The 11,904-nt window shown below is 69.8% G+C and carries 9 protein-coding genes; 7 read left to right on the forward strand and 2 right to left on the reverse strand.

Annotation, left to right across the window (positions count from 1 at the left end; genetic code table 11):
• Positions 1-278 precede the first annotated feature (278 nt).
• Genes EV643_RS30590 through EV643_RS30615 form a run of 6 tightly spaced genes read left to right on the forward strand, consistent with a single transcriptional unit; the run spans position 279 to position 9,833 of the window.
• Positions 279-1,661, forward strand: a complete 1,383-nt coding sequence (locus EV643_RS30590; protein WP_133803643.1) for an MFS transporter — start codon at positions 279-281, stop codon at positions 1,659-1,661.
• Complete coding sequence (locus EV643_RS30595) at positions 1,658-3,772, forward strand: molybdopterin oxidoreductase family protein (RefSeq protein WP_133803644.1); 2,115 nt, start codon at positions 1,658-1,660, stop codon at positions 3,770-3,772. The genes EV643_RS30590 and EV643_RS30595 overlap by 4 nt, the downstream gene beginning before the upstream one ends.
• A complete protein-coding gene (gene nirB / locus EV643_RS30600; protein WP_133803645.1) occupies positions 3,769-7,689 on the forward strand; it encodes a nitrite reductase large subunit NirB in 3,921 nt (1,306 codons plus the stop codon). The genes EV643_RS30595 and nirB overlap by 4 nt, the downstream gene beginning before the upstream one ends.
• Entirely contained in the window at positions 7,686-8,033 is a 348-nt protein-coding gene (gene nirD / locus EV643_RS30605) for a nitrite reductase small subunit NirD (RefSeq protein WP_202869835.1), read from the forward strand. The genes nirB and nirD overlap by 4 nt, the downstream gene beginning before the upstream one ends.
• On the forward strand, positions 8,023-9,150 hold the full coding sequence (locus EV643_RS30610; protein WP_133803646.1) for a uroporphyrinogen-III synthase: 1,128 nt from the start codon (positions 8,023-8,025) through the stop codon (positions 9,148-9,150). The genes nirD and EV643_RS30610 overlap by 11 nt, the downstream gene beginning before the upstream one ends.
• Positions 9,147-9,833 carry a sirohydrochlorin chelatase gene (locus EV643_RS30615; RefSeq protein WP_133803647.1) on the forward strand — a complete coding sequence of 229 codons (687 nt, stop codon included), beginning with the start codon at positions 9,147-9,149 and terminating at the stop codon, positions 9,831-9,833. The genes EV643_RS30610 and EV643_RS30615 overlap by 4 nt, the downstream gene beginning before the upstream one ends.
• Positions 9,834-10,042: 209 nt before the next feature.
• Here the strand turns inward: EV643_RS30615 and EV643_RS30620 are convergent, their stop codons facing one another.
• The gene (locus EV643_RS30620) at positions 10,043-10,945 is read right to left on the reverse strand and encodes a nitroreductase/quinone reductase family protein (RefSeq protein WP_133803648.1); all 903 of its coding nucleotides are present in this window, start codon (positions 10,943-10,945) and stop codon (positions 10,043-10,045) included.
• Positions 10,946-11,010: 65 nt separating this feature from the next.
• Here EV643_RS30620 and EV643_RS30625 point away from each other — a divergent pair, with 65 nt between their 5' ends.
• Entirely contained in the window at positions 11,011-11,442 is a 432-nt protein-coding gene (locus EV643_RS30625; RefSeq protein WP_133803649.1) for a MarR family winged helix-turn-helix transcriptional regulator, read from the forward strand.
• Positions 11,443-11,465: 23 nt separating this feature from the next.
• Here the strand turns inward: EV643_RS30625 and EV643_RS30630 are convergent, their stop codons facing one another.
• Positions 11,466-11,858, reverse strand: a complete 393-nt coding sequence (locus EV643_RS30630) for a MerR family transcriptional regulator (RefSeq protein WP_238165901.1) — start codon at positions 11,856-11,858, stop codon at positions 11,466-11,468.
• Positions 11,859-11,904 lie beyond the last annotated feature (46 nt).

Genomic DNA, 11,904 nt, shown 5'->3' on the forward strand with positions numbered 1-11,904 from the left:
AGGCGACCCGACACCGGCTCACTTGGGCAGGGGCCGGTGAGGAGGATCAGTCGGAGAGCTGGATCACACCGTCGAATTTCTCCAGGGCCCAACCTTCCATCACGAGTCTGCCGGGCCACCAGACCTTCGATCAGGTGGTCCTATCGCGTTCTCTCACCGGCGCCGGGCAGGTGTGCGGAGGCCGTTTCGATGGCGTAACAACGAGATGACCGCTCGGAAACACCCCGGTCATAGCGTCCTGGCCTAATCAGTGAGGTCAGAATGATCGGAGACGAACCATGACGCTCGATGCACGGTCTGAGGTCGTCGCCCCGCGCGAGCAAGTCGGCGCGGTGGGCACCGTCGAGGCGCCACGGAGAGGGCGCTGGATCGACGTCTGGGACCCGGAGGACACCTCGTTCTGGGCGGAGAAGGGCCGCAAGGTCGCCCAGCGGAACCTGTGGCCCTCGATTTTCGCGGAGTTTCTGGGGTTCTCCGTCTGGCAGCTGTGGAGCATCGTCGTGGTGTCGCTGCCGGCCGCGGGCTTCGCCTACACCACCGATCAGATGTTCTGGCTGATCGCGGTACCGAGCCTGGTCGGAGCCACCCTGCGACTGCCGTACACGTTCGCGGTGCCCAAGTTCGGCGGCCGGAACTGGACCATCGTGTCCGCGGCCCTGCTGCTGATCCCGACCACCGGGCTGGCCTACTTCGTCACCCAGCCGGACACACCGTTCTGGCTGATGGCGCTGGTCGCCGCGACCGCCGGCGCGGGTGGTGGCAACTTCGCCAGTTCGATGACTAACATCTCCTTCTTCTACCCGGAGCGGGACAAGGGCTTCGCGCTCGGAATCAACGCGGCCGGTGGCAACCTGGGTGTCGCGGTGGTCCAGCTGCTGGTGCCGATCGTGATCGTCGCCGGGGCCGGGCTGAGCCTGAACCGGGCCGGGCTGATGTGGATCCCGTTGATCCTGCTGTCGACGATCCTGGCCTGGAAGCTGATGGACAACCTGTCCGCGGCCACCTCGTCGTTCACGGCCTCGGTCGCGGCGGCGAAGCGGGCGCACACCTGGGTGATCTCGTTCCTCTACATCGGCACCTTCGGTTCGTTCATCGGCTTCTCGGCGGCGTTCCCGTTGCTGATCAAGACGACGTTCCCGGAGATCGCGGCGGTGAAGATCGCCTTCCTCGGCGCTCTGGTCGGGTCGTTTGCCCGGCCCTTCGGCGGGAAGCTGTCCGACCGGCTCGGCGGCGCCTGGGTGACGGTCTGCGCGTTCGTGGTGATGGGGCTCGGCATCCTGTCGGCGATCGTGTCGCTGAACGCCAAGAGCTTCCCCGGGTTCCTGATCAGCTTCCTGGTGCTGTTCGTGGCCAGCGGTGCCGGCAACGGGTCGACGTACCGGATGATCCCGGCGGTGTTCCGGAACACGACCAAGGACCTGGACGGCAAGACGGACCTGGTCCGGGCCCGGCGCGAGGCGGCGGCCTGCATCGGGATCGCCTCCGCGATCGGCGCGTACGGCGGCTTCCTGGTCCCCCGCGGGTTCGCGATGTCGACCAGCAACTTCGGCTCGCTGGTACCGGCGCTGTACACCTTCTGTGGCTTCTACGTGGTCTGCCTGGCGGTCACGTACTTCTGCTACCTGCGCAAGGGTGGCCCGCTCAGCGGGGAGCGCGTGTGACGGAAACGCACTGCCCGTACTGCGCACTGCAATGCGCCACGACACTGCACCCGGCTGACCGGCCGGGTGCGGTGTCGGTGCAGCCGCGCCAGTTCCCGACCAACCGGGGCGGGCTCTGCCGGAAGGGCTGGACCGCGGCCGAGGTGCTGACCGTCCCGGACCGGCTGACCTCGCCCCTGGTCCGGAACGAGGCCGGCGAGCTGGTGGCGACGACCTGGGACTACGCGCTGGACTTCGTGGCCGACCGGGTCCGGGCCCTGCAGGCGGAGTCTGGCAACGACTCGATCGCGGTATTCGGCGGCGGCGGGCTGACGAACGAGAAGGCGTACGCACTGGGCAAGTTCGCCCGGGTCGCGCTGCGCACCAAGAACGTGGACTACAACGGCCGGTTCTGTATGTCGTCCGCGGCGGCGGCGACGAACCGGGCGTTCGGGATCGACCGGGGACTGCCGTTCCCGCTGACCGATGTCGCCGGGGCCGGGGCTGTCCTCCTGGTCGGCAGCAACATCGCCGAGACGATGCCGCCGGCGGTGGCCCATCTCGCGGGAGTCCGCGAGGCGGGCGGCCTGCTGGTCGTCGACCCACGCCGTACAGCGACCGCACAGCTGACCGAGGACGCCGAGGGGATTCACCTGCAGGCGACTCCGGGTACTGACCTGGCGTTGGTGCTGGCGCTGACGCACGTGGTCCTGCAGGAAGGACTGGCGGACACGGCGTACCTGGCGGACCGGACGGACGACCCGGACGGGTTGTTCCGGTCCACGGCTGCCTGGTGGCCGGAGCGGGCCGAGCGGGTGACCGGCGTACCGGCGGCGACCATTCGGCGGGCGGCGCGCGTACTGGCGGCGGCTGCGCCGGTGCACGGTGGTGCTGGGGCGTACATCCTGACCGGGCGTGGCGCCGAGCAGCACAGCAAGGGCACGGACACGGTGACGGCCTGCATCAACCTGGCGCTTGCGCTCGGGTTGCCCGGTCGGCTCGGCAGTGGATACGGCTGCATCACCGGACAGGGCAACGGCCAGGGCGGCCGCGAACACGGGCAGAAGGCGGACCAGCTCCCGGGCTACCGGAGCATCTCCGACCCGGCCGCGCGGGCGTACGTCGCGGGTGTGTGGGGTGTGGACCCCGATGAGCTTCCGGGTCCGGGGAAGAGTGCGGTCGAGCTGATCAACGCACTCGGTACGCCGGACGGCCCGCGCGCGTTGTTCGTGCACGGCAGCAACCTGGTCGTGTCGGCTCCGCGGCTGGCCTCGGTCCGGGATCGGCTGGACGCGCTCGACCTGCTGGTCGTGGCCGACGTCGTCCCGTCGGAGACCGCGCTGCTCGCCGATGTCGTCTTCCCGGTCACCCAGTGGGCCGAGGAGGACGGCACGATGACGTCCCTCGAAGGGCGGGTACTGCGCCGGAACGCCGCGCTGGCCCCGCCTGGTGAGGTGCGCAGCGACCTGGCGATCTTCGCGGGGATCGCGCAACGGCTCGGCTGCGCAGCGTCCTTCCCGACCGACCCGGCCGAGGTGTTCGAGGAGCTGCGGCTCGCCAGCGCGGGTGGCATCGCCGACTACAGCGGCATCACCTGGTCCCGGCTGGACGCCGGTGAAGCCCTGTTCTGGCCGGTGCCGGCCGAAGACCACGCGGGCACCCCGCGGCTGTTCGCGGACCGCTTCGGTACGCCGGACGGCCGGGCGCGCGTGATCGCCGTCGACCACCGGCCGGTGGCGGACGACCTGACCGCGGGGACTCCGCTCTACCTGGTGACCGGGCGGCTCCTGCAGCACTACCAGAGCGGAGCGCAGACGCGACGTGTGCTCGAGCTCGCCGAGTCCGAGCCGGAGGTGTTCGCGGAGATCCATCCGCGGGTGGCCGCGTCGCTCGGGATCGTCGAGGGAGCGCCGCTGCGGTTGCGGACCGCGCGCGGCTCGATGGTGGCCGCCGCCCGGGTGACCACCGACGTCCGGCCGGACACCGTGTTCGTGCCGTTCCACTACGGCGGGGCGGGTGCGGTGAACGAGCTGACCAACGACGTGCTCGACCCGATCTCGCGGATGCCGGAGTTCAAGGCGTGCGCGGTCGAGGTCAGCGCCGAGCTCGCCGTACGGGAGGTGCCCGCATGAACGAACGCGTGGTGATCATCGGTCGCGGGATGGCGGGCAACCGGTTGGCCGGCCTGCTGACCAGCTCGTACGACGTGACGGTGCTCGGCGACGAGGGGTCCTACCACCGGAACCGGCTGACCGAGTACGTCGCCGGCCGGGCGCCGGAACCCGTTGTGGGCAACGAAGAACTCGTGTCGGCGGTCCGGGTGGATCGGGCCGCGCAGACGGTCGTGGACAGCCTCGGCCGGGAGCACGGGTACGACCGGCTGGTCTTCGCAACGGGCGCTGATCCGGTTGTTCCGGTGAAGGCGGCAGCGGCGAGCGGTGTCCACTTGTTGCGTTCGGCAACAGATGCGACAGCGATCGTCGAGGCCGCCGGACGAGCCCGCCGAGCCGTAGTACTCGGTGGTGGTGTGCTCGGTGTCGAGACAGCGTGTGCGCTGCGCGAACGTGGCGTCGCGGTGACGCTGGTCCACGACGGGGAAACCCTGCTGGACAAGAGCGTTCGCCTCACTGCCGGCCGCCGGATCACCCGGGCGGTCCGTCGGCTCGGGATCGAGGTTCTGCTCAACGCCGAGGTGGTGACGGCGGAGTCGCGCGACGACCGGTTCCGGGCGCTGCATCTCGTCGGCGGCCGGGCGGTCTTCGGCGAACTGCTGGTGATCACCTGCGGCGTGCTTCCGCGGACCGGGCTGGCTGTCCAGGCGGGGCTGCCGGTCGGACCGGCCGGCGGAATCGTCGTGGACGAAACCAGGACGAGCCCGGCGGATCCACGAGTGCACGCGATCGGCGACTGCGCTGAACTCGACGGCACGATCACGGGCACGGTGGCGTCCGCGTGGCAGCAGGCCGAGGTGCTTGCGGATCACCTGACCACCGGCGGCACGGCGTACGAGCTCGACGCGGAGGTCGTCCGGCTCACCGCGGGTGGGCTGGACGTCCTGGTACTGGGGTCCGCGGAGGCCGAGGGCGAGGTCGTGCGGCTGGACGATGACCAACGGTACGTGCGGGCAGTACTCCGCGATGGTGTGGTGCGGGCGGCGGTCGCGATCGGGGCGCCGGAGGTAGCGGCGGAGCTGGTGTTGCTGGCGGATCGGCGGACTCCGGTCCAGGCCGATGCGTTGCTGGCCGCGCCGCCACCGCCGAAGAAGCCGGTGACGGTGTGCCGGTGCAACGGAGTGACGAGGGCCGCGATCGAAGCGGCCTGGCAGGGGGGTGCCGACAGTGTGGCCGGCATCGCGGCGACGACCAGGGCGACCACCGGGTGCGGCAGTTGCATCGGTGCGATCGGCAATCTTCTCGACCGACTCCGGAGCGGGGAAACCGAACCCGTTCCGGCCAGGAGGCCAACCATGACAGAACTGACCAACGCCCGGCACTTGGTGATCGTGGGTGGTGGCATGGTCGCGCACCGACTGGTGGAGGCGCTGCGATCCCGCGATACCGACGTCGGCTGGCGAGTGACCGTGCTGGCCGAGGAACCGCGGCTGCCGTACGACCGGGTCGCGCTGACCAGCTACTTCTCCGGCCGCGACCCGCAAGACCTGGCGCTGGGCGATCCCGAGCTGTGGGACGACCCGGCGGTGACCCTGCGCAAGGGCGTCACGGTCGCCTCGCTCGACGTCGAGGCGAAGACCGTGCGGACTACGCGGGACGAGGTGATCTCGTACGACGAGCTGGTGCTCGCGACCGGGTCGAACGCCTTCGTGCCGCCGGTCAAGAACAGCGATGCGACCGGCTGCTTCGTCTACCGGACGATCGACGACGTCGCGGCGCTCCGGGTGTACGTCGAGCGGCTGCGGACCGAGCGCAAAGAGGTCAGCGGTGTCGTCGTCGGTGGTGGTCTGCTCGGGCTCGAGGCGGCCGGTGCGCTGCGGGCGCTCGGTGCGACGACGCGGGTGGTCGAGTTCGCGCCGCGGTTGATGCCGTTGCAGGTTGACGAAGGTGGCGGCAGCGCCCTGGCCCGGTTGATCCGCAGCCTCGACGTCGACGTGCTGACGTCGACCCAGGTGACCCGGGTGAAGCAGAACTCGCAGGGCGCCGCCCGCGCGATGGCCGTTGCCGACGGCCCCGATCTGCCGGCCGACGTGGTGGTGTTCGCCACCGGTGTCCGGCCGCGGGACGAACTCGGCCGCGCGGCCGGCCTGCAGGTCGGCGAACGCGGTGGTGTCGTCGTCGACGACGCCTGCCGGACGTCGGTGCCGGGGGTCTGGGCGATCGGTGAGGTAGCCTGTATCGAGGGTCGCGTGTGGGGCCTGGTGGCCCCCGGCTACGCGATGGCCGAGATCGTCGCGGACCGCCTGCTGGGTGGCGAGGCGACCTTCCCGGGGGCCGACTCGTCGACGAAGCTGAAGCTGCTCGGCGTGGACGTGGCCAGCTTCGGTGACGCCTTCGGGGCGACCGAGGGCGCGCTCGACATCGTGTACGCCGACCCGGTGGCCGGCGTCTACAAGAAGCTCGTGCTGTCCGACGACGCGCGCACCCTGCTCGGCGGGATCCTGGTCGGCGACGCGTCGGCGTACTCGGGACTGCGGCCGATGGTCGGCCGCGAACTCGGTGCGGACCCGGCGGCGTTCCTACTGCCCGAGGGCGCCGGGCCAGTCAAGCTCGAGCTGCCGGACGACGCGCCGGTGTGCTCGTGCAACAACGTGTCGGCCGGCACGATCCGGTGCGCGGTCCGGGACGAGGGCTGTGGCGACCTGAAGTCGCTGTGTGGCAAGACGAAGGCGGGGACGAGCTGCGGTTCGTGCCTGCCGATCGTGAAGAACCTGATGAACGCCGAGCTGGCCGCCGCGGGTGTCGAGGTCAGCAAGGCGCTGTGCGAGCACTTCGCGATGTCCCGCGCGCAGTTGTTCGACGCCGTCCGGGTGACCGAGCTGCGGACCTTCAGCGAGATCGTCGACCGGCACGGCACCGGTCGCGGGTGCGACATCTGCAAGCCGGTGGTCGCCTCGATCCTGGCCAGCCTGGACCCCGGCGTACACGTCCTCGAGGGCGAGCGGGCCACGCTGCAGGACACCAACGACCACGTGATGGCGAACATGCAGAAGGACGGCACGTACTCCGTCGTGCCGCGGGTCCCGGGTGGCGAGATCACCCCCGAGGGCCTGATCGTGATCGGCCAGGTGGCCAAGGACTTCGGGCTCTACACGAAGATCACCGGCGGCCAGCGGATCGACCTGTTCGGCGCCCGGATCGAGCAGTTGCCGGCGATCTGGAAGCGGTTGGTGGAGGCCGGGTTCGAGTCCGGTCACGCGTACGGCAAGGCGTTGCGCACGGTGAAGTCGTGTGTCGGTTCCACCTGGTGCCGGTACGGCGTACAGGACTCGGTCGGGATGGCGATCGCGCTGGAGCTGCGGTACCGCGGACTGCGGTCGCCGCACAAGCTCAAGCTCGGCGTGTCCGGGTGCGCGCGCGAGTGTGCCGAGGCGCGGGGCAAGGACGTCGGCGTGATCGCGACCGAGAAGGGCTGGAACCTGTACGTCGGCGGCAACGGCGGGATGACGCCGCGGCACGCGCAGCTGCTCGCCTCCGACCTGACCGACGACCAGTTGCTGCAGGCAATCGACCGGTTCCTGATGTACTACATCCGCACCGGCGACCGGTTGCAGCGCACGGCCACCTGGATCCAGGAGATCGAGGGTGGGCTGGACCACGTCCGCGAGGTCGTGCTGGACGACAGCCTCGGGATCGCGGCCGATCTGGACGCGGCGATGGCCGCCCACATCGGCTCCTACGAGGACGAGTGGCAGGCCACCCTGAAGGACCCGGCCAAGCTGGCCCGGTTCGTCTCCTTCGTGAACGCGCCCGACCAGCCCGACGCCGACCTGCGGTACGTAGTCGAACGCAATCAGCCCCGGCCGGCCACCGAGGCCGAACGCGGACAGCTGGAGCCGGTGCTGTTGGCCGGCCCCCGATTGGAGGTACGTCGATGAGTGTCCCGACGATGACGGAGACGGTGGCGATCTGCGCGTACGACGTGCTGCTGCCGGAGCGAGGGGTCGCCGCGTTGGTCGGGGACCTGCAGATCGCGCTGTTCCGGACGTACGACGGTGCCGTGTACGCCCTGGGCAACCACGACCCGTTCAGCGGGGCGAACGTGCTGTCCCGGGGCATCGTGGGCAGCCGGGGCGACGTACCGACGGTTGCGTCGCCGATGTTCAAGCAGGTGTTCGATCTGCGCACCGGGATCTGCCTGGACGACCCGGACGTATCGGTCCCGGTGTACCGGGTGCAGATCGACAGTGGTCAGGTACTGGTGAGCCTCGGTGACGACTAGGCCAGGGCCACTCAGTGGCTGCACGATCGCCGTCACCGCCCACCGGCGGGCGGAGGATCTGATCGCGTCGTTCGAGCGTCGCGGCGCGAAGATCCTGCATGCGCCGACCCTGCAGATCGTGCCTGTCGCGGACGACCACGCGCTGATCGAGGCGACCCGGCGGGTGATCGCGAATCCGCCGGACGACGTGGTGGTCACCACGGCGGTGGGATTTCGGGGGTGGGTGGAGGCGGCGGACACGGCCGGTCTCGCGGCCGACCTGCTGAGCACGCTGGAGCAGTCCCGATTGCTTGCGCGGGGTCCGAAGGCGCGCGGGGCGATCCGCGCGGCCGGGCTGGTGGAACACTGGTCGGCCCGTTCCGAGACGACAGCCGAGGTCGTGGACTGGTTGCGCGATCAGGGCGTGTCCGGGCGGAAGATCGTCGTCCAGTTGCACGGCCTGTCGGACCCCGCGCTGCAGGATGCACTGCGCACTGCGGGGGCGTCGGTGCGTGGGCTGGAGGTGTACCGCTGGGGCCCGGCACCGGATCCGGGGGCGGTGGACAAGCTGATCTCGCAGGTCTGCTCAGGCGCGGTCGACGCCGTAGTTCACACGTCTGCGCCGGGTGCGCAGGCTCTGCTGGACGCGGCCGCGTTGAACGGTCAGTACGACGCACTGGTGAGCTCCCTACGGACCGGGCGCGTGCTGAACGCATGTGTTGGTCCGGTGACCGCAGGGCCCTTCGAGGCGTTGGGGTTGGAGCCGCTGGTACCGGACCGATTCCGGTTGGGCGCGCTGATCCGGATCGTCACGGACCGGCTGACCGACGACAACGCCCGCTCGATCGAAACCGCCTTCGGACAACTGGTGATCCGTGGCGGTGCTGCTGTGCTCGACGGCGTGGTGCTCCCCCTTGGACCGGGGCCGCGCGCAGTGCTGGCTGCTCTGGTGGCGGCCGGTGGTGATGTGGTGTCGCGACCGGCGTTGCTCGCGGTGCTTCCTGGTGCTGAGGACGTCCATGCTGTGGAGGTAACCGTGAACCGGCTACGCACTGCGGTAGGCAAACCCGAACTGGTCCGGACAGTGGTACGGCGCGGCTACCGGCTCGCCGTCGAGCCGGCTGCGGTCCCGTCATGATCGACCTGGTCGCCACGGCCCACGGAACCGCGGATCCTCGGGGCATCCGCGAGGTCCACTCACTGGTCCGGATGATGTCCCGGTTGCGTCCCGACGTACCGATGTCCCTCGGCTTCGTCGACGTCGATCTGCCCGACCTGCCCTCGCTGGTATCCCGGGTTGTTGCTGATAGCAACCAGGCGGTGGTGGTGCCGCTGTTGCTGAGCAGCGGCTACCACATCTCCGTCGACGTCGCCGCCGAAGTCACCCGCCGCCCTGGTTTCGTTGTCGCTGCCGGTGCGCTGGGCCCGGATCCCGTGCTCGCCGACGTACTGGCTTCGCGGCTGGGCAGTTTGCGCCACATCGACCGCATCGTCATGGCCGCGGCCGGCTCGTCCGACCACCGAGCCCTCCTGGACTGCTCGGCCGTCGCCGCCTCCCTCGCCTCCCTCGTGGATCGCCCGGTCGAGGTCGGCTACGTCTCCGGCGCCGGCGAACGCCTCTCCTCGGTCCTGTCCCGCTCACCCCGCCGAACCGCGGTAGCCACCTACATGCTCGCCCCCGGCTACTTCGCCGACCGAGTCCGCCACCTCGCCACCGGCCGCCCCGTAACCCCACCCCTAGGCGCCGACCCCCGAATCGCCGAGTTGGCCCTAACCCGCTACGAAGCCGCCCTAACCACCTCCCTAGTCAGCACCCCGTAACCCCACCCCGCCGGGCCACCCCGCCGACCACCCCACCCCGCCACCCCGCCCTGCCACCCCACCCGCCGCCGCCGACCTGCTGATCGGTACATCGTGACCCTCGAGGTCGCCCGGCGGTAACTTTTGGTCGCCATCCCTCTGCGCAATTCGTTACCGTGCTGCGGCGTTGGTGGGTTTTCGCGGTGCCCGGAGACGCGAACCACTCCCGCTCACCCTGCCGATGCTTGGTCCAACGCCGGCCCGAGATGGAGTTCTTCGTAGAGGTAGTGAGACTCGAGTTCGGCAGCGAGCCGCATGAGCTGGTCTCGAAGGTTCTCGGCCTCTCCAGGGTGAGTGGTGAGGCGCTCGACGGTGGCGGCCAGTTCTTCGTTGAGGACGGCAACTGCTTCGTGCTCGCGTTGGAGGCGGTCGATGGCCGGCTTCAGCTCGGGGAAGCCCGCGGCCAGGTGGGGGAGTACACCGTCCTCGCGGGTGTGGTGGGCGTGCAGAGCTCCGCAGAACGACAGGCAGTGCGTCCTGAGGTCAGTCAGCTCTCCAGCGAGATCCGGTGGGTTAGCGGGATTCGGCCCTTCGGCGTAGTTGGATCCAGTGTCGGCGGGGTCGCGCCCCGCACTGGCCAGTTGTGCGTCGACCGCCGTGCGGAGGTCGGCTAATTGGCGGCGGAGGGCGGCGTGGACCTCCTTGAGCTGGGCGGTTGCGGCGCCGATCCGGGCCGGGATCAGCTCAACCACCTGGATCTTGCGCGTCGTTCCGGCTTGGTACGCCGCGAAGGCGGGGTCGCGGGCCGACTGGTCGGCGTACAGGCGGTCTCGTTCGGGGCCGGTGACTTCAGTGGCGATGGCATCGAAGCGAGTGGAGCCGAGTTCGACGATGACGGCCGGGTTCGCGCGGAGGTTGTGCAGCCAGGCTGGTGCGGTGGGCAGGCCTGAGTTGGAAGCGAAGACGATGAGCCGGCCCGCGTCCTCGGCGTACGCGGCGGGGGTGGTGTGCGGCCGGCCCGAACGGGCGCCGGTGGTGGTCAGCAAGACGAGCTTGGCGCCCTCGAACATGCCGCCGACCCGCCCCTCGTTGGCGCGGAACTCGTCGATGATGGCGCGGTTGAAGTCGCTCACGGTCTACCCTCACAATGCCCCAGAAGATTTAGCTTTGCAAGCAAAATAGTTTTGAGGACAAAGGTATGTCAAGCACCGATGAGAGCATCCGGACGTTGCTGTTGTTGATGCCGCGACTGGTCGGCCGGGCCAAGCGGGCGAAGATCCCGGACGAACTGGCCGGGATGAACCTGGCGCCCCGGCATCTCTCGCTGTTCGCCTACCTGCTGTTCGACGGCCCGCTCGGTGTCAACGAACTGGCCGAGCGGCTGGAGGTCACGCCGGCCACGGTGAGCCTGATGGTCGGCGAACTCAGCCGCAAGGGCATCCTCGAGCGCCGCGAGGATCCCGCCGACCGCCGCCGCGCCATCATCACCCTCGCCGACGCCCACCGCGAGGCGATCGACAACTGGCTCGCCCGTGGCGCCCGGGCCTGGCGGGTGGCCCTCGAGCCCCTCACCGACGAGCAGCGAAAGCTGTTCGTCCAGACGTTGAGGGCCTACGAAGACGCGATCTGAGCGCGGCCCGGCTCAGCGGCGGCTCAGCGGTGGCGGAGGGTGCGGAGGTCGGACTGGCAGCGGCGTTCGACCTCGTCGAGTTCGCGGAGGGTTTCGTCGATGTCGCGGCGGCGTTGTTCCAGTTCGGCGCGGCGGGTGGTGATCTGGTCGAGGAGGTAGACCAGCTGGCCCTCCTCGCCGGGTTCGGCGTCGTACATGTCGACGATGGTGGCGATCTCGTCGAGGCTGAAGCCGAGCCGTTTGCCGCGCAGGATCAGGCCGAGCCGGACCCGGTCGCGCGGGTGGTAGACGCGGACCGTGCCGCGTCGCTCGGGGGTGAGCAGGCCGCGGTCCTCGTAGAACCGGATCGTGCGCAGGGTGACGTCGTACTCCGCGGCCAGTTCGGCGATGGACCACGTGCTCGCATCCACAGTCACCGGGTTATTGTGCACACACCCCATCGTGCTTTACGTTTACGTAAGC

The organism is Kribbella caucasensis (assembly GCF_004361855.1).
Classification (GTDB): Bacteria; Actinomycetota; Actinomycetes; order Propionibacteriales; family Kribbellaceae; genus Kribbella; species Kribbella caucasensis.